Origin of the sequence: Serratia surfactantfaciens (assembly GCF_001642805.2) — a bacterium.
GTDB classification, from domain to species: Bacteria; Pseudomonadota; Gammaproteobacteria; order Enterobacterales; family Enterobacteriaceae; genus Serratia; species Serratia surfactantfaciens.
On record NZ_CP016948.1, the window covers coordinates 2400104 to 2416105 of the forward strand.

Annotated in this window: 19 protein-coding genes; 16 read left to right on the top strand and 3 right to left on the bottom strand. The window is 61.0% G+C overall.

Features of this window, described 5'->3' with window-relative positions; all coding sequences use genetic code 11:
• Positions 1-261: 261 nt before the first annotated feature.
• Positions 262-576 (bottom strand): flagellar hook-basal body complex protein FliE, encoded by a 315-nt coding sequence (gene fliE, locus ATE40_RS11300; RefSeq protein ID WP_025159836.1) that lies wholly within the window; start codon positions 574-576, stop codon positions 262-264.
• A 314-nt stretch (positions 577-890) separates the two neighbouring features.
• Here fliE and fliF point away from each other — a divergent pair, with 314 nt between their 5' ends.
• The 16 genes from fliF (at position 891) to ATE40_RS11375 (ending at position 13074) form a co-directional block, all read left to right on the top strand.
• Positions 891-2591, top strand: a complete 1701-nt coding sequence (gene fliF / locus ATE40_RS11305; RefSeq protein WP_063918541.1) for a flagellar basal-body MS-ring/collar protein FliF — start codon at positions 891-893, stop codon at positions 2589-2591.
• Positions 2588-3580: a flagellar motor switch protein FliG gene (gene fliG / locus ATE40_RS11310; protein WP_004934775.1), complete on the top strand. Its 993-nt coding sequence runs from the start codon at positions 2588-2590 to the stop codon at positions 3578-3580. The genes fliF and fliG overlap by 4 nt, the downstream gene beginning before the upstream one ends.
• Complete coding sequence (gene fliH / locus ATE40_RS11315) at positions 3573-4277, top strand: flagellar assembly protein FliH (RefSeq protein WP_063918542.1); 705 nt, start codon at positions 3573-3575, stop codon at positions 4275-4277. The genes fliG and fliH overlap by 8 nt, the downstream gene beginning before the upstream one ends.
• Entirely contained in the window at positions 4277-5638 is a 1362-nt protein-coding gene (fliI, locus tag ATE40_RS11320; protein ID WP_004934781.1) for a flagellar protein export ATPase FliI, read from the top strand. Before fliH ends, fliI begins: the two co-directional genes overlap by 1 nt.
• 20 nt (positions 5639-5658) lie before the next feature.
• A complete protein-coding gene (gene fliJ, locus ATE40_RS11325) occupies positions 5659-6105 on the top strand; it encodes a flagellar export protein FliJ (protein WP_063918543.1) in 447 nt (148 codons plus the stop codon).
• A complete protein-coding gene (locus ATE40_RS11330) occupies positions 6102-7331 on the top strand; it encodes a flagellar hook-length control protein FliK (protein WP_063918544.1) in 1230 nt (409 codons plus the stop codon). The genes fliJ and ATE40_RS11330 overlap by 4 nt, the downstream gene beginning before the upstream one ends.
• Before the next feature lie 165 nt (positions 7332-7496).
• Positions 7497-7982, top strand: a complete 486-nt coding sequence (fliL, locus tag ATE40_RS11335) for a flagellar basal body-associated protein FliL (RefSeq protein WP_015378245.1) — start codon at positions 7497-7499, stop codon at positions 7980-7982.
• A gap of 5 nt (positions 7983-7987) precedes the next feature.
• Positions 7988-8992 (top strand): flagellar motor switch protein FliM, encoded by a 1005-nt coding sequence (gene fliM / locus ATE40_RS11340; protein WP_004934798.1) that lies wholly within the window; start codon positions 7988-7990, stop codon positions 8990-8992.
• Positions 8985-9401: a flagellar motor switch protein FliN gene (fliN, locus tag ATE40_RS11345; RefSeq protein WP_004934799.1), complete on the top strand. Its 417-nt coding sequence runs from the start codon at positions 8985-8987 to the stop codon at positions 9399-9401. Before fliM ends, fliN begins: the two co-directional genes overlap by 8 nt.
• The gene (fliO, locus tag ATE40_RS11350) at positions 9401-9805 is read left to right on the top strand and encodes a flagellar biosynthetic protein FliO (RefSeq protein WP_019452944.1); all 405 of its coding nucleotides are present in this window, start codon (positions 9401-9403) and stop codon (positions 9803-9805) included. The genes fliN and fliO overlap by 1 nt, the downstream gene beginning before the upstream one ends.
• Positions 9802-10563 carry a flagellar type III secretion system pore protein FliP gene (gene fliP / locus ATE40_RS11355; protein WP_004934802.1) on the top strand — a complete coding sequence of 254 codons (762 nt, stop codon included), beginning with the start codon at positions 9802-9804 and terminating at the stop codon, positions 10561-10563. Before fliO ends, fliP begins: the two co-directional genes overlap by 4 nt.
• A gap of 21 nt (positions 10564-10584) precedes the next feature.
• Positions 10585-10854, top strand: coding sequence for a flagellar biosynthesis protein FliQ (gene fliQ, locus ATE40_RS11360; RefSeq protein ID WP_004934803.1), 270 nt, complete (start codon positions 10585-10587; stop codon positions 10852-10854).
• A gap of 2 nt (positions 10855-10856) precedes the next feature.
• A complete protein-coding gene (fliR, locus tag ATE40_RS11365; RefSeq protein WP_019452945.1) occupies positions 10857-11639 on the top strand; it encodes a flagellar biosynthetic protein FliR in 783 nt (260 codons plus the stop codon).
• 352 nt (positions 11640-11991) lie between these two features.
• The gene (gene sra / locus ATE40_RS24890; protein WP_013813483.1) at positions 11992-12126 is read left to right on the top strand and encodes a stationary-phase-induced ribosome-associated protein; all 135 of its coding nucleotides are present in this window, start codon (positions 11992-11994) and stop codon (positions 12124-12126) included.
• 340 nt (positions 12127-12466) lie between these two features.
• The gene (locus ATE40_RS11370; protein ID WP_015378248.1) at positions 12467-12733 is read left to right on the top strand and encodes a hypothetical protein; all 267 of its coding nucleotides are present in this window, start codon (positions 12467-12469) and stop codon (positions 12731-12733) included.
• A 14-nt stretch (positions 12734-12747) separates the two neighbouring features.
• Entirely contained in the window at positions 12748-13074 is a 327-nt protein-coding gene (locus ATE40_RS11375) for a hypothetical protein (RefSeq protein ID WP_019452948.1), read from the top strand.
• A gap of 187 nt (positions 13075-13261) precedes the next feature.
• On the opposite strand, the gene flgL is transcribed toward ATE40_RS11375, so the two are convergent.
• Complete coding sequence (flgL, locus tag ATE40_RS11380) at positions 13262-14221, bottom strand: flagellar hook-associated protein FlgL (RefSeq protein ID WP_019452949.1); 960 nt, start codon at positions 14219-14221, stop codon at positions 13262-13264.
• A 58-nt stretch (positions 14222-14279) separates the two neighbouring features.
• Complete coding sequence (flgK, locus tag ATE40_RS11385; protein ID WP_019452950.1) at positions 14280-15929, bottom strand: flagellar hook-associated protein FlgK; 1650 nt, start codon at positions 15927-15929, stop codon at positions 14280-14282.
• Between the last annotated feature and the right edge of the window lie 73 nt (positions 15930-16002).

Sequence of the window (16002 nt, forward strand, 5' to 3'; positions counted from 1 at the left end):
GTTTCATCTCTCGCTCGCCGGGCGACTGCGTCTTCACGGACAGCGGTGCGACAAACGCTTTCCATTCTTTGCTGCTTTCCTGCTGAGCCGCATTCTTTTGGGCCGATGAATAATCATCGTTTTGCCCAGCGCATCCTGACAACGCTATCAAGGCCAGAACAAAACACCGTGATTTGCACATAATCATATCCCTATCAACAACAGTCGCTATAGGGTAACAGCGCCGAGCAAAATTTCACTGAAAAATGACCGGCATGCTCATCACACCGGCATATTCATGATGTCCTGGTAGGCCGCCACCAGCTTGTTGCGCACCTGGACGCCCAATTGCAGAGATACCGACGATTTTTGCAGATCGACCATCACATCGTTCAGGCTGATGCCCGGCACGCCCAGCTCGAAATCCTGCGCCTGTTTGCGCGCCGTTTGCTGCGTCTCGCTGATCTTACCGAGCGCAGCGGTCAGTTCACTGGCGAAACTAACGCCCTGCGGCGCCGCATTTTGCCCCATCTTGCCGGCCTGAACCGCCATGGTCTGCATCTGCTGCAGCACCCCTTCAATGCCCTGAATCGCCATCTGACCCTCAATCATTTCGTCTTGCCGGGTGAAGTTTCACCCTGCACTTCTCCAATGATGCACACCCTAGCACAGCGTTTTCAGAGCTAAAGCGGTTAATTAACTGCAAAAAACCCGGCTTATCGGGCAATCAGAATCATCTGATAAGGCGAATAATGGCCTGCCCAGAAATGGGAGCGCCGCTATTTAGAAGATATGTGTATCAGGGAGTCTGTTTTGTCACACAACGCTAACCATACCGTTCATCAGCCTGGCAGGGAGCTGCTCAGCGGCCCGTACGGGATCGTGAGCGCCATTGAAGGACGAGACCTAAAATGAGTGCTTCGATAACCGCCGGCGAAAGCCGCGACAACGGCCTGCAGGCCATCTGGAATCGTCTGCGCGCCAACCCGAAATTTCCGTTGCTGGTCGCCGCCTCCGCCGCGATCGCGATCGTCGTCGCACTGCTGTTGTGGGTGAAAAGCCCCGACTACCGCGTGCTGTACAGCAATCTGAACGACCGCGACGGTGGTGCCATCGTCACTCAGCTGACGCAGATGAACATCCCTTACCGCTTTGCCGAAAATGGCGCGGCGCTGCTGATCCCGGCGGAAAAAGTGCATGAAACCCGTCTGCGTCTGGCGCAGCAAGGGCTGCCAAAAGGCGGCGCTGTCGGTTTCGAACTGCTGGATCAGGAAAAATTCGGCATCAGCCAGTTCAGCGAGCAGATCAACTATCAGCGCGCCCTTGAAGGCGAGCTGTCGCGCACTATCGAATCGCTGGGACCGGTGCAAAACGCCCGCGTTCACCTGGCGTTACCTAAGCCTTCACTGTTCGTGCGCGAACAAAAATCCCCTTCCGCCTCGGTGACGCTGACTCTGCAACCGGGCCGCGCCCTGGACGACGGCCAGATCAACGCCATCGTTTATATGGTGTCGAGCAGCGTTGCCGGCCTACCGCCAGGCAACGTGACCGTCGTCGATCAGGCCGGACGCCTGCTGACGCAGTCCGACGGTACCGGGCGCGATCTCAACGCCTCGCAGCTGAAATACGCCAACGAAGTGGAAAACGGCTTCCAGCGCCGCATCGAAGCGATCCTGGCCCCGGTGGTCGGCAGCGCCAACGTGCGGGCTCAGGTCACGGCGCAGATCGATTTCGCCACGCGCGAACAAACCGATGAACAGTATCAGCCGAACCAGCAGCCGGACAAAGCCGCTATCCGCTCCCAGCAAACCAGCCTGAGCGAGCAGATCGGCGGGCCACAGGTCGGCGGCGTGCCGGGCGCGCTGTCCAATCAGCCGAGCGCGCCGGCCACCGCGCCGATTGAAACCGCCAAGCCGGCCACCGCGGCGGGCAACAACGCCAACGCGACCGCGCAAAACGCCGCAACCACCCGCAGCGCAGCGGCCAGCGGCGTGCCGCAAAACACCCGACGCGACGCGACGACCAACTACGAGCTTGACCGCACCATCCGCCATACCCAGCAAAAAGCCGGCACCGTGCAGCGTCTGTCGGTCGCCGTGGTGGTCAACTACCTCGGCGTAGACAAAGACGGCAAACCGCAGCCGATGAGCAAAGAGCAGCTGGCGCAGATCGAAGCGCTGGTGCGTGAAGCGATGGGCTATTCCAGCAGCCGCGGCGATACCCTGAACGTGGTCAACACACCGTTTACCGACAGTCAGGTTACCGGCGGTGAACTGCCGTTCTGGCAAAGTCAGTCGTTCATCGATCGTTTGCTCGACGCCGGCCGTTATCTGCTGGTGCTGCTGGTTGCCTGGCTGCTGTGGCGCAAACTGGTGCGGCCGCAGCTGCAACAGCGCCAGGCGGCGCAACAGGCCGCCCTCGCCGCCGCCAACGCCCCTGTCACTAAAACGGTCGACAGCAACAAACCGAGCAACGAGGAGCTGGCGCAGCGTCGCAAATCGCAGCAGCGCGTCAGTGCAGAAGTCCAGAGCCAGCGGATCCGCGATCTGGCTGACAAAGACCCACGCGTGGTCGCTCTGGTAATCCGCCAATGGATGAGTAACGAGATATGAGCCTGACCGGAACCGACAAAAGCGCCATCTTGCTGATGACGCTGGGTGAAGATCGCGCGGCGGAGGTGTTCAAACACCTCTCCTCGCGCGAAGTACAGCTGCTGAGCGGCACCATGGCCGGCATGAGCCAGGTTTCACACAAACAACTCGGCGAAATACTGACCGAGTTTGAAGACGACGCCGAGCAATACGCGGCGCTGAGCGTCAACGCCAGCGACTACCTGCGCTCGGTGCTGGTCAAGGCGCTGGGCGAGGAGCGAGCCGCCAGCCTGCTGGAAGACATTCTCGAATCGCGCGAGACCACCACCGGCATGGAAACGCTCAACTTTATGGAGCCTCAGAGCGCCGCCGATCTGATCCGCGACGAACACCCGCAGATCATCGCCACTATTTTGGTGCACCTCAAACGCGGCCAGGCGGCAGACATCCTGGCCCTGTTCGACGAACGCCTGCGCAACGACGTGATGCTGCGTATCGCCACCTTCGGCGGCGTGCAGCCGGCGGCGTTGGCGGAGCTGACCGAAGTGCTGAACAACCTGCTCGACGGTCAGAACCTCAAGCGCAGCAAAATGGGCGGGGTGCGTACCGCCGCCGAGATCATCAACCTGATGAAAACCCAGCAGGAAGAAGCGGTCATCGACGCGATGCGCGAATACGACGGCGAGCTGGCGCAGAAGATCATCGACGAGATGTTCCTGTTCGAAAACCTGGTGGAAGTCGACGATCGCAGCATCCAACGCCTGCTGCAGGAAGTGGAAGGCGAGTCGCTGCTGATCGCGTTGAAAGGCGCCGAACAGCCGCTGCGCGAGAAGTTCCTCAAGAACATGTCGCAACGCGCCGCCGACATCCTGCGCGACGATCTGGCCAACCGTGGGCCGGTGCGCATGTCGCAGGTGGAGAACGAGCAGAAAGCCATCCTGCTGGTGGTAAGACGCCTGGCGGAAACCGGCGAAATGATCATCGGCGGCGGCGAGGACACCTATGTCTGATCGCATTAACACCCTGCCCTGGCAGCCCTGGTCGCTCAACGATTTGGGCGAGCAGAAACCGGCTCTCGAGCTGCCGCCCTTGCCGGATCTCGAACTTGACGATCCGTCGCCGGACGCGCAGGCCGAATTGCAACAGCAGCTGGCGACGCTGCGCCTGCAGGCAGAGCAACAGGGCCAGCAGCTGGGCTATGCCGACGGCCAGCAAAAAGGGTATGAGGCCGGTTTTCAGTCCGGTCTGGAGGAAGGCCGCCAGCAGGGGCTGCTGGAAGCGCAGCAGCAGCAACAGCCGCTGACCGCTCACTGGCAGCAGTTGGTCACCGAATTCCAGCACACGCTGGACGCACTCGACAGCGTGATCGCTTCGCGGTTGATGCAGCTGGCGCTGACCGCCGCCAAACAGGTGCTGGGCCAGCCGCCGGTGTGCGACGGCACCGCCCTGCTCGCGCAGATCCAACAGCTGATTCAGCAGGAGCCGATGTTCAACGGCAAGCCGCAGCTGCGGGTCCACCCGGACGACTACCAACGCGTCGAACAGCAGCTGGGGGTCACCCTCAGCCTGCACGGCTGGCGCCTGCTGGCGGACGGCGAACTGCACCCGGGCGGCTGCAAGGTCAGCGCCGAAGAAGGCGATCTCGACGCCAGCCTGGCGACGCGCTGGCATGAACTGTGCCGCCTGGCGGCACCAGGAGAAGTCTGATGACCGCGCGTCTCGGCCGCTGGCTGAGCTCTCTGGATACGCTGGAAAAGCGCATCGCCCGCGCGCCGACGGTGCGTCGTTACGGCCGCCTGACCCGCGCCACCGGGCTGGTGCTCGAGGCCACCGGGCTGCAGTTGCCGCTCGGCGCGACCTGCCTCATCGAACGGCACGACGCCGGTGAGGTGCAGGAAGTGGAAAGCGAAGTGGTCGGCTTCAACGGCCAGCGGCTGTTTCTGATGCCGTTGGAAGAAGTGGAAGGCATCGTGCCAGGCGCGCGGGTTTACGCCCGCATCGCGCCGGAAGGCCAAAGCGCCGGCAAACAGCTGCCGCTCGGCCCGGCGCTGCTGGGCCGCGTACTCGACGGCAGCGCCAAACCGCTCGACGGCCTGCCCTCCCCGGAAACCGGTTACCGCGCGCCGCTGATCACCGCGCCGTTCAACCCCTTGCAGCGCACGCCGATCGAGCAGGTGCTGGACGTGGGAGTGCGCACCATCAACGGCCTGCTGACCGTCGGGCGCGGCCAGCGCATGGGCCTGTTCGCCGGCTCCGGCGTCGGTAAGAGCGTATTGCTCGGCATGATGGCCCGTTATACCCAGGCGGATGTGATCGTCGTTGGCCTGATCGGCGAACGTGGCCGCGAGGTGAAAGACTTTATCGAGAACATTCTCGGTGCCGAAGGCCGCGCGCGCTCGGTAGTGATCGCCGCTCCGGCAGACGTGTCGCCGCTGCTGCGCATGCAGGGAGCGGCCTACGCCACCCGCATCGCCGAAGATTTCCGCGATCGCGGGCAGCACGTGCTGCTGATCATGGACTCCCTCACCCGCTACGCCATGGCGCAGCGTGAGATCGCCCTAGCCATCGGCGAGCCGCCGGCGACCAAAGGCTATCCGCCTTCGGTCTTCGCCAAGCTGCCCGCCCTGGTGGAGCGCGCAGGCAACGGCATCAGTGGCGGTGGCTCCATCACCGCCTTCTATACCGTATTGACCGAAGGGGACGATCAGCAGGACCCGATCGCCGACTCGGCCCGCGCCATACTCGACGGCCATGTGGTGCTGTCGCGCCGCCTGGCGGAGGCCGGCCACTACCCGGCGATCGACATCGAAGCGTCGATCAGCCGCGCCATGACGTCGCTGATCGACGAAGAGCATTATCGCCGGGTTCGCACCTTTAAACAGATGCTGGCCAGCTATCAACGCAACCGCGATCTGATCAGCGTCGGCGCCTACGCGGCAGGCAGCGATCCGTTGCTGGACAAAGCGATGACGCTGTATCCGCAGATGGAAGCCTACCTGCAACAGGGCATCTTTGAACGCAGCGGCTATGATGAAGCCTGTCAACAGCTGCAGCAGTTGATTGTTTAACGTCACAGAGGCGCAGAGCGATGAAATCACAGTCACCCCTGATTACCCTACGCGATCTGGCGCAGGATACGGTGGAACAAGCCGCGCAACAGCTGGGCCAGGTACGGCAGGCGCAGCAGGCGGCGGAGCAACAGCTGTCGATGCTGCTCAACTATCAGGACGAATACCGCCAGAAGCTGAATCATACGCTCTGCGACGGCATGGACAGCTCACGCTGGCAAAACTACCAGCAGTTTATCGGCACGCTTGAGCAGGCCATCGACCAGCACCGCCAGCAGCTGCTGCAGTGGGGGCAGAAAGTGGATCACGCGGTGAAGCAATGGCAAGACAAACAACAGCGGCTGAACGCTTTCGAAACCCTGCATACCCGCGCAATGAATGCGGAGCAGCAGCAGGAGAACAAACGGGATCAAAAATTGATGGATGAATTCGCTCAACGCAGCGCACAAAGGAATATCAACCCATGAATCTGAACGCCCTGCCCGGCCTGGCCTTACCCGGCGACGCCGGCGGTCTGACCGAACTGACCTCGGCGCTGGACGAAAGCCAGCTGTCGTCCGCTTTTGCCCAGTTGCTCGGCGCGCGTTTCGCGCCCGCCGCCGATGGCAAACCTCAGCCGGCCACGCTGAGCGCGGACGATGAACGTGCCCCGGCCCTGAGCCGCAACCAGCTCAATCAACTGCTGGCCACCTTCGGCGAGCGCGGCGGTCTGTTGCCGAACCTGTCAACCTCAGCCGACGCGCCTTCACCTGAAGCCGTTGAAGGCGATGCGCCCGCCGCCGGCGATAAACCGACGCAGCCGCCGATCGTCGCCGCCAAAGAGCTGGATGCCGCGACGCTGCAGGCGCTGTACGCCATGCTGCCGGCCGCGATCGTCGCCCAGGCGCAACCGGCCGAAGGCCAACAGTCGCTGCCGATGGAAAACGCTGACGAGGCCACTGCGCTGCAGCCGGGCAACGGCCTGCTGAACATCGCGGCGGCCGGTGATAAAACCCCTGCTCGTTCAGCGGCGCCAGCCGCCCCGACGGTGACCAGCGTTAAAACACCGGCCACCGACGGCGATAACGCTACGGCGGCGCTCACGCAGCCGGCTACCGGCGAACGTGCAAGCACCGCGCAACCGCTGCCGGCCAGCGATGCGCAGCAGCCGCCGACGCTCAATCACGCCGTCGCCCTGGCTGCCGCCAGCCCGACGCAAACGGCCGCCCCGGCCAGCGCACTGGTGAGTGCACCGCCTACGCCGCAGCTCAACGCGCAGCTGGGCAGCCCGGAATGGCAGCAGGCGTTGAACCAACAGGTGCTGATGTTCCACCGCAACGGCCAGCAGAGCGCCGAGCTGCGCCTGCACCCGCAGGAACTGGGCGCTTTGCAGATCACGCTGAAACTGGACGACCAGCAGGCGCAGCTGCACATCGCCTCTGCGCACGGCCAGGTGCGTGCGGCGGTGGAAGCGGCGATGCCGCAGCTGCGCCACGCGCTGGCGGAGAGCGGTATCAACCTGGGGCAGAGCAGCGTGGGCGGCGAATCCACGCCGCACTGGCAACAGGCGCAACAGCAGGCTTCCAACGGCCAGGGGCGTTCCAGCTATGCTGAACATCATGGCGGCGAGGCGGCAGCAGCCGACAACGTCAGCGCGCCGGTGGCGCTGCAGCGCATGGCCAGTGCGGTCAACGGCGTCGATATTTTCGCCTGAGCCGCCGCAAACGCCCAAGCTGGCACCCATTTGCGCGTTTATTCAGGCTATTGCACGCCGCAATAGACGCGATAATACCTTTACATGTCATGCGTGCGGCTTTGCTGCGCGCTATGCTCGCCGCCTCGCAGGCCGCGGGTGGAACAACAGGAATTAGATTTGGCTATGTCTCAGAACTCCCTTCCGGCAGCACCGAAACGCCCCCTTCTGGTCATCCTGCTGGTGTTGATCAGCGTCGTCGCCTGTGGCGCCGCGGGTTACAGCTGGTGGCTGCTGCAACAGCATAAAAACGGCGCCGAACCGGCCGCCGTCAAAGAACAACCGCCGGCGGCGCCGGTGTTCATGCCGCTCGACACCTTTACCGTCAATCTGGTGACGCCGGACAACAACCCGGATCGCGTGCTGTACATCGGCCTCACGCTGCGTCTGCCGGACGAAAGTACCCGCCGTCAGCTGAACGATTTTCTGCCGGAAGTGCGCAGCCGTCTGCTGATGCTGCTTTCCCGCCAGGAAGCGAGCCAGCTGGCCAATGAACAAGGGAAGCAACAGTTGGTGGCGCAGATTAAGGATGTGCTCAGCCCGCCGCTGGTTAAGGGACAACCGAAGCAGGTGGTCAGCGACGTGCTGTTCACCGCCTTCATACTGCGGTAATCACTATGGGCGATAGCATTCTTTCACAGGCAGAGATCGACGCCTTGCTCAACGGCGACAGCGCGGGTGACGAACCCGAAGCGGTGGTCGGCAAAGAGAGCGAGGTCAAGCCTTACGATCCGAACACCCAGCGCCGAGTGGTGCGCGAGCGTCTGCACGCGCTGGAAATCATCAACGAACGTTTTGCCCGGCAGTTCCGCATGGGATTGTTCAACCTGCTGCGCCGCAGCCCGGACATCACCGTCGGCCCGATCAAAATCCAGCCGTATCACGAGTTCGCCCGCAATCTGCCGGTGCCGACCAACCTGAACCTGGTGCATCTGAACCCGCTGCGCGGCACCGCTCTGTTCGTGTTCGCGCCGAGCCTGGTGTTCATCGCCGTCGACAACCTGTTCGGCGGCGACGGCCGCTTCCCGACCAAGGTCGAAGGCCGCGAGTTCACCCCGACCGAACAGCGGGTGATCAAGCGCATGCTGCGCCTGGCGCTGGACGCCTACGGCGACGCCTGGAGCGCCATTTACAAGATCGACGTGGAATACGTGCGCGCCGAAATGCAGGTGAAGTTCACCAATATCACCACCTCGCCGAACGATATCGTGGTCACCACGCCGTTCCAGGTGGAGATCGGCGCGCTGACCGGCGAATTCAACATCTGCATTCCCTTCGCGATGATCGAACCGCTGCGCGAGCTGCTGACCAACCCACCGCTGGAAAACTCGCGGCAGGAAGACAGCCACTGGCGCGAAACGCTGGTGAAGCAGGTGCAGCACTCCGAACTGGAGCTGATCGCCAACTTCGTCGATATCCCGATGCGGCTGTCGAAAGTCCTGAAGCTGCAACCGGGCGATGTACTACCGATAGACAAGCCGGAACGCCTGATCGCCCATGTGGACGGCGTACCGGTTCTGACCAGCCAATACGGCACGTTGAACGGGCAATACGCCCTGCGTGTTGAACATTTGATTAACCCTATTTTGAATGCTCTGAGTGAGGAACAGCCCAATGAGTGATCCTAAGCAACCGTCTGGCGAAGGAAAGGAATCCGTGGACGATCTGTGGGCTGATGCGTTTAACGAGCAGCAGTCCTCAGAGAAATCCGGCGCGAGCACCGAAGGGGTGTTCAAGTCGCTGGAGGCTCAGGATGCGCTCGGCAGCCTGCAGGATATCGACCTGATCCTGGATATTCCGGTCAAGCTGACCGTGGAACTGGGGCGCACCAAGATGACTATCAAAGAGTTGCTGCGCCTGTCGCAGGGCTCGGTGGTGGCGCTGGACGGCCTGGCCGGCGAACCGCTGGACATCCTGATCAACGGTTACCTGATCGCACAAGGTGAAGTGGTGGTGGTGGCCGACAAGTTCGGCGTGCGCATCACCGACATCATCACCCCGTCCGAACGCATGCGTCGACTGAGCCGCTGATGACCGCCGCCGCGCCCGTTACCGTGCAAAGCACCCAACAACCCGCCGCGCCGGCCCTGCCGGCCGGTTCGGTGTTGATGCAGGTCAGCAGCGCGCTCGGCGGCATTCTGCTGCTGATCCTGCTGGCCGGTTGGCTGTTCCGTCGGCTGGGGTTCGCCCCGCAGGCGCGCAACAACAAACTGCTCAACCTGCGCGCCAGTTGCCAGGTCGGGCAGCGCGAGCGCGTGGTGGTGGTGGAAGTCGACGACACCCTGCTGGTCTTGGGCGTCACCGCCCAGCAGATCACCCCGCTGCACACCCTGCCCGCCCCGCCGAAAGACGAAGGCGAGACCAACGCGGCAACACCGGCGGACTTCCGCCAACTGATGCAAAAAGTTCTGAAACGCCCGGAAAAATCGGCATGACCTCGACTCTTCATACCCTCGTCCGCCGTCCGGCGGTTTGGCTCCCTGCCGCCCTGCTGCTGATCAGCCCGGCGGCTTTTGCACAACTGCCGGGGCTGATCAGCCAGCCGCTGGCCAACGGCGGCCAAAGCTGGTCGCTGCCGGTGCAGACGCTGGTGCTGTTGACCTCGCTGACCTTCTTGCCCGCCATGTTGCTGATGATGACCAGCTTCACCCGCATCATCATCGTGCTCGGGCTGCTGCGCAATGCGCTGGGCACGCCGTCAGCGCCGCCGAACCAGGTGATGCTGGGGCTGGCGCTGTTCCTGACCTTCTTCATCATGTCGCCGGTGTTCGACAAGGTCTATCAGGACGCCTACCTGCCGTTCAGCCAGGACAAGATCGGACTGGAGGTCGCGCTGGATAAAGGCGCGCAGCCGCTGCGCGAATTCATGCTGCGCCAAACGCGCGAAACCGATCTCGCGCTGTACGCCAGGCTGGCCAATCAGCCCCCGCTGGCCGGCCCGGAAGCGGTGCCGATGCGCATCTTGCTGCCCGCCTACGTCACCAGCGAACTGAAAACCGCCTTCCAGATCGGCTTTACGGTGTTTATTCCGTTCCTGATTATCGATCTGGTGGTCGCCAGCGTATTGATGGCGCTGGGGATGATGATGGTGCCGCCGGCGACCATCTCGCTACCGTTCAAGCTGATGCTGTTCGTGCTGGTCGATGGCTGGCAGCTGCTGCTCGGCTCGCTGGCGCAGAGCTTCTATTCGTAACCCCCGACCGGAGAAAGCGAGATGACACCTGAATCGGTTATGGCGCTCGGCACCGAGGCGATGAAAGTGGCGCTGGCGCTGGCCGCCCCGCTGCTGCTGGCAGCGCTCATCAGCGGCCTGGTAGTCAGCCTGCTGCAGGCCGCCACCCAGATCAACGAAATGACGCTGTCGTTCATCCCCAAAATTCTGGCGGTGGTGGCCACCATCATCATCGCCGGCCCCTGGATGCTGAACCTGTTGCTGGACTACATGCGCACCCTGTTCAGCAACCTGCCTACCCTGATCGGCTGACCGTGCTCACTTTCGACAGCGCCCAGCTCACCGTCTGGCTCAGCCACTATTTTTGGCCGCTGCTGCGCATTCTGGCACTGATCAGCACCGCGCCGATATTCAGCGAAAAGCAAATCAGCAAAAAGGTCAAAATCGGCCTTGGCGGGCTGATCGTCATCCTGATCGCGCCGACGCTGCCTGCCAGCAATATTCCGATCTTCTCCGCTGCCGGCCTGTGGCTGGCGATTCAACAGATTCTGATCGGCGTGGCGCTGGGGTTGACCATGCAGTTCGCCTTCGCGGCGGTGCGCCTGGCGGGCGAAGTGATCGGCATGCAGATGGGCCTGTCGTTCGCCACCTTCTTCGATCCCAGCGGAGGCCCGAACATGCCGGTGCTGGCGCGCCTGCTCAATCTGCTGGCGATGCTGCTGTTCCTCAGCTTCAACGGCCATCTGTGGCTGATTTCGCTGCTGGCTGACAGCTTCCACACCCTGCCTATCCAAACGCAGCCGCTGAACGGCAACGGCTTCCTGGTGCTGACCCAGGTCGGATCGCTGATCTTCATCAATGGCATGATGCTGGCGCTGCCGCTGATCTGCCTGCTGTTAACGCTGAACATGGCGCTCGGGCTGCTCAACCGCATGACGCCGCAGCTGTCGGTGTTCGTGATCGGCTTCCCGGTCACCATGACCTTCGGCATCATGACGCTGGGCATGATGATGCCGATGCTGGCGCCATTCTGCGAGCACCTGTTTGGTGAGATATTCGATCGTCTGGCGGCGGTGATCGGCGGCATGACCTTCTGAATCCGCCTCCTCCTTCCTTCCCCCCCTTTTGCCTGAGACAAAATGGCAATAAAACCGTTTTATTGGGACAAAAGCCTGAGAAACGCCTTTTATCCGGATTAAGGTTCAAATGTCTCCGGCGGCTTGAATAAATAAAACCCCGACCTAGAATAGACCCGGTAACAAGAAAACATCGCCTCCCCGTTAGCCATCGGCGGCGATAAAAACGCTTACTCCTCAGCGAAAATAAAAAATAACGCAGTCACGCAGAGTTAAATGCGCGACAGATAACTTACACCCTGAATAAATGCGTCCGGCAGCCTGCCGGCTGCAGGGCGCAGCATCGACCTTTGCTAACCACAGGAGCGAGATCATGATTAAAGCGAAAAGCAACCGCAAGGCACGCCGATTATTCGGCTTGACCCACTGGAAAAGCAACAAGTTTAGAGTTTCCTTCACCGAGACCAGCGATGGCGGAAAATGGAAAGTGGTGAAGAAAAAGAAATAATCACGCAGGACCTGTAGCAAAAATTCCGGGTTGCGCCCCTATCCGGCTTCTGCAACGTCATTCGACGCGGCGCCGCATCGGCAGCCCGGGACCCACACTCATCACTCGCCGGCAAACCGTGCCGGTGTACTTTATTCTTAGGAAGGGAATAACGCGCCACATCACCCTGGCTGCTGCGTTAAATTTAAAAATAATGTATTAATGATTTAATTTACTCACACCCCTTATTTATTCACTGACAAGAAAAATCGATTTCCCACCTTATTTCCCCAGCGTTATATTGAAAACAACCTTGCTACCAGTACGCAGCAAGCCTCACTAAAATATAAACGGTGTAAATATGAAGATAAAGTTTCAGCTGAGTGATTTATTCATCAGCGGCATCGCCCTTTTGATCATGAGCACTATTTTAAATACGCTGGGTTTTTCCTGGGGTTTATTTGCTCTGCCGCCTGGCGTCGATAGTTTTGTCATCATCCCGTTTACCTTATTTGGCTCATTGAAGTTGGCCGAGTGCCTCTATAAGCCAATACGCTGGCTGCTAAATGAGAGCCGCAAATCTCAAATCGAAAATAACAACCCTAAAAATAACGCTAAGTCGCGTTAACAGGAGATCGACCTATGCTGAGAGAACTGACCAGAGAAGAAATGCAACGGATTGGCGGCGCCGGTGACGGCAATAACGGCGGCGACCGGGATCGCGACTATGGCCCAAGCTCCTACGGCGCGCAGGCGAACGGCTTCCAGCCTAATTGGGCGGCGAAAGGCTATGGGCTATTTCAGGATCCTTGTACCGGCGCGGTGGTGACCGGCGCCATTGCCATGGCCGGCGCCCTGGCCAGCCGTAACGGCAGTGCGATTAGCACCGCGGCGGCCTCAGCCTTTGTCAACATAGGCGGTCAATGCACTAAAGGGTCCGGCAACGATCGCGGCGTGCCTTTCCGCTAACGCGTAAGCTGAATGAGGAAAACGCAGACAAAAAAAGGCGCGTCGCTCAGTCAGTAGTGGGAGAACGAACGACGCGCCAAACGAGTGCGCCCGGTTTCAAGAAGCCTCCCTCCCCGCGGGGCGGAGAGGGCATTTTCTAAGCGCACTAAAGGGAAACCCGTCGCGGTCAGGCAACGGGGTATTGCTCTTAACGATTCATCTGGAACAGCGACATGCCCTGCATATCGCTGAAGGTTTTGTACGACGCCTGCAGCGCCGCCTGCTGCATGAAGTAAGACGAGATAGACTCGGCCAAGTCGGCATCCGTCAACGCGCTCATCTGGATCTGGTTGGTCATGTCACGCTCTTTACCGATGCTGTCCAGCTGATCCATCTCCTGCAGCTGGCTGCCCAGCTCGGCACGCACGCTCAACACGTTGTTGTAGGAGTTGTCCAGGCCGCGGTTGGCTTTCGCCAACGCATCGTTCACCTGCTGTTTGGTAGCCTCGTCGGCGCCCTGCAGCGGCGTTTTCAGCGCATTCAGCGCGATGTCGATGCTCTCGAAAACGTTGCTGACCGGCGCGCTGCCGTCCGGCTCAGGCTTCGGGTTGCTGGTCAATGACATGAACACCGCGTTGCCGGTATGGCCGATGGTCATGGTGCGGTTGGCGTCCACTTTCTGCTCAACCGTCTTGTCGCCCCCCTGATAGCTGACGGTGCCGCCGTTGTCGACGAACGGCGCCTTGTCGTTCACGTATCCGCCGAACATATAGCGGCCGTTGCCGTCGGTGCTGTTGGCCTGGTTCAGCAGCTGATCTTTCAGCCCCTGCAGTTGGGTGGCCAACGACTGGCGGTCGTTATCGCTTTCGGTGCCGCCGGCATTGACGATCAGCGCCTTCATGTCCGCGATGGTGGAGGTCGCGCCGGCCAAGACCGTTTCTTCCATCGACACGCTCTGACGCGCGAAGGTGCGCGCCAGCGTGTATTGGCTGTTTTCCGCCTGCGATTGCGACAACATCACCGCGCGCGACGCCGCCAGCGGATCGTCGGACGGGTTGATCACCCGCTTGCCGGAGGAAAGCTGCTCGGCGGCCTTCATGAACAGCGACTGGTTGCCCGTGATGCCGCTCATGTTCTGTTGGTACATCATGCTGGTGCTCATGCGCATGCTGTGGGTTCCTTACTCTGAACGACCGGCGCTGCAACGGCGCCGGCTAACAATGAAATCAACGAATATTCAGCAACGCATCGAACAGCGAGCTGGCGGTCTGAATGACCTGCGCGTTGGCCATGTAGTACTGCTGGAAGCGCAGCAGCTCACCGTATTCTTCGTCGAGGTTAACCCCTGACAGCGATTGCTGTTGCTCACCCAGTTGCTTGACGATCTTGGCCTGCGAGGTCGCGATCGCCTTAGCGGCGGCGGTCTGGTTGCCCACGCCACTGACGATGCCGGCGTAAGCGCCGCTCAGGGTCGCCTTACCGTCCACCAGATTCTTGGTTTGCAGATCCAGCAGCTTCTTGGCGTTTTCGTTATCGCCGCGGCCGCTGTCGTCTTTACCGGCGGCGGCGATCTTGGACGAGTCGGTGATGGCGACTTTCAGGTTGCCCGCCACGTCGCTGACCGGCTTCACGGTGAAGCTGTCTTTGGCTTTCGCATTGCCGTCGATGCTCACTTCCAGGCCGTCGAAGTTCAGCGTCGGTTTGCCGTCGGCACTGGTGCCCGGCGTGGCGTTGACTTTTACGTTGTCCGGCAGGCGGCTGACCTGCCAGTTGCTGCCGTCGAACTCGACGCGATAATCGTTGGCCTTCACTTTGCCGGTGTCGGTGTAAGCCACCGACAGCGAAGCGTCGCCGGTGTTGCGGGTATTATCCACGACCCGACCGCCGCTGAAGCTGAAGAAGTCGCCGCCCGCGTCGCCGTTCAGATCGAAGCCTGCGCGATGCTGCTGGTTAAAGCTGTCCGCCATCGCCAGTGCCAACTGCCCCAGCTGATTGCGCACGCCGTCCAGCGTTTCGCTGCGGAATTTCAGCACGCCACTCAGACTGCCGCTGGTGATTTGCCCTTCCGGCACTTCGCTGGCACCGTTGCCGCGGTTGTAACCGATAGTCAAACGGGAAGGATCGCTGCTGGAAGGCATCGCCTCCACCTGATAGGTATTGCTGCCCTGCACCAGGGTCAAACCGTTGGCGAAGGAGACGGTATACGCGTCGCCATCCTGCTGCGTGACCTGAACCCCCACCAACTGGTTCAGCTCGGTGACCAGTTGGTCACGCTGATCCAGCAACGCGTTCGGTTCACCGGCGGCGCTGCCGCGCAGGCGGGTGATCTCGTCATTCAGCTTGGCGATCTGTTGGCTGTAGCTGTTGATCTGCTGCGCCGTATCGCTGATCTGCTGATTAACGCCGCTGTCCATGTCGCGCAGGAACTTGTCGGTGTTATTGAACTGGTTAACCAGGCCATTGGCCTTGCCCAGCACGGTCTGACGTGCGGCGTCGTCGCCGGCGTTGCTCACCAGGTTTTGCAGATTGGTGAAGAAGTCCTGCATGTTGGCCGACAGCGGGTTGGTTTTGCTCGCCAACAGATTGTCGATCTGCGAAATCTTCTCGTAATAGGCGTTTTGCGCCCCGAACGCGCTCTGTGAACTGCGCAGCTGATTGGTGATGAACTGGTTGTATTCACGGTTGACGCTGGTGACGGTCACGCCGTTGCCGATGAAGCCGCTCATGGTGGCCATGCCGCCATTCTGCGCCAAGATCGCAGTCTGGCGGTTGTAGCCCGCCACGTTATAGTTGGAGATGTTGTTGCTGACGGTACTGAGCGCCACCTGAGCCGCATTCAGCCCGCTCATCGCGGTATTGATTAAGCTATTGGACATCGGAATTCCTTATGCTGCGGCGCCGGTGGCCCACAGAGTTCTTAATTGAGCTGCTGAGCCTGTTCGCTCAGCC

Coding starts and splice junctions, on each gene's coding strand:
- fliE (WP_025159836.1), bottom strand. CDS start 576: ATGGCGATTCAGGGCATTGAAGGGGTGCTGCAGCAGATGCAGACCATG.
- fliF (WP_063918541.1), top strand. CDS start 891: ATGAGTGCTTCGATAACCGCCGGCGAAAGCCGCGACAACGGCCTGCAG.
- fliG (WP_004934775.1), top strand. CDS start 2,588: ATGAGCCTGACCGGAACCGACAAAAGCGCCATCTTGCTGATGACGCTG.
- fliH (WP_063918542.1), top strand. CDS start 3,573: ATGTCTGATCGCATTAACACCCTGCCCTGGCAGCCCTGGTCGCTCAAC.
- fliI (WP_004934781.1), top strand. CDS start 4,277: ATGACCGCGCGTCTCGGCCGCTGGCTGAGCTCTCTGGATACGCTGGAA.
- fliJ (WP_063918543.1), top strand. CDS start 5,659: ATGAAATCACAGTCACCCCTGATTACCCTACGCGATCTGGCGCAGGAT.
- ATE40_RS11330 (WP_063918544.1), top strand. CDS start 6,102: ATGAATCTGAACGCCCTGCCCGGCCTGGCCTTACCCGGCGACGCCGGC.
- fliL (WP_015378245.1), top strand. CDS start 7,497: ATGTCTCAGAACTCCCTTCCGGCAGCACCGAAACGCCCCCTTCTGGTC.
- fliM (WP_004934798.1), top strand. CDS start 7,988: ATGGGCGATAGCATTCTTTCACAGGCAGAGATCGACGCCTTGCTCAAC.
- fliN (WP_004934799.1), top strand. CDS start 8,985: ATGAGTGATCCTAAGCAACCGTCTGGCGAAGGAAAGGAATCCGTGGAC.
- fliO (WP_019452944.1), top strand. CDS start 9,401: ATGACCGCCGCCGCGCCCGTTACCGTGCAAAGCACCCAACAACCCGCC.
- fliP (WP_004934802.1), top strand. CDS start 9,802: ATGACCTCGACTCTTCATACCCTCGTCCGCCGTCCGGCGGTTTGGCTC.
- fliQ (WP_004934803.1), top strand. CDS start 10,585: ATGACACCTGAATCGGTTATGGCGCTCGGCACCGAGGCGATGAAAGTG.
- sra (WP_013813483.1), top strand. CDS start 11,992: ATGATTAAAGCGAAAAGCAACCGCAAGGCACGCCGATTATTCGGCTTG.
- ATE40_RS11370 (WP_015378248.1), top strand. CDS start 12,467: ATGAAGATAAAGTTTCAGCTGAGTGATTTATTCATCAGCGGCATCGCC.
- ATE40_RS11375 (WP_019452948.1), top strand. CDS start 12,748: ATGCTGAGAGAACTGACCAGAGAAGAAATGCAACGGATTGGCGGCGCC.
- flgL (WP_019452949.1), bottom strand. CDS start 14,221: ATGCGCATGAGCACCAGCATGATGTACCAACAGAACATGAGCGGCATC.
- flgK (WP_019452950.1), bottom strand. CDS start 15,929: ATGTCCAATAGCTTAATCAATACCGCGATGAGCGGGCTGAATGCGGCT.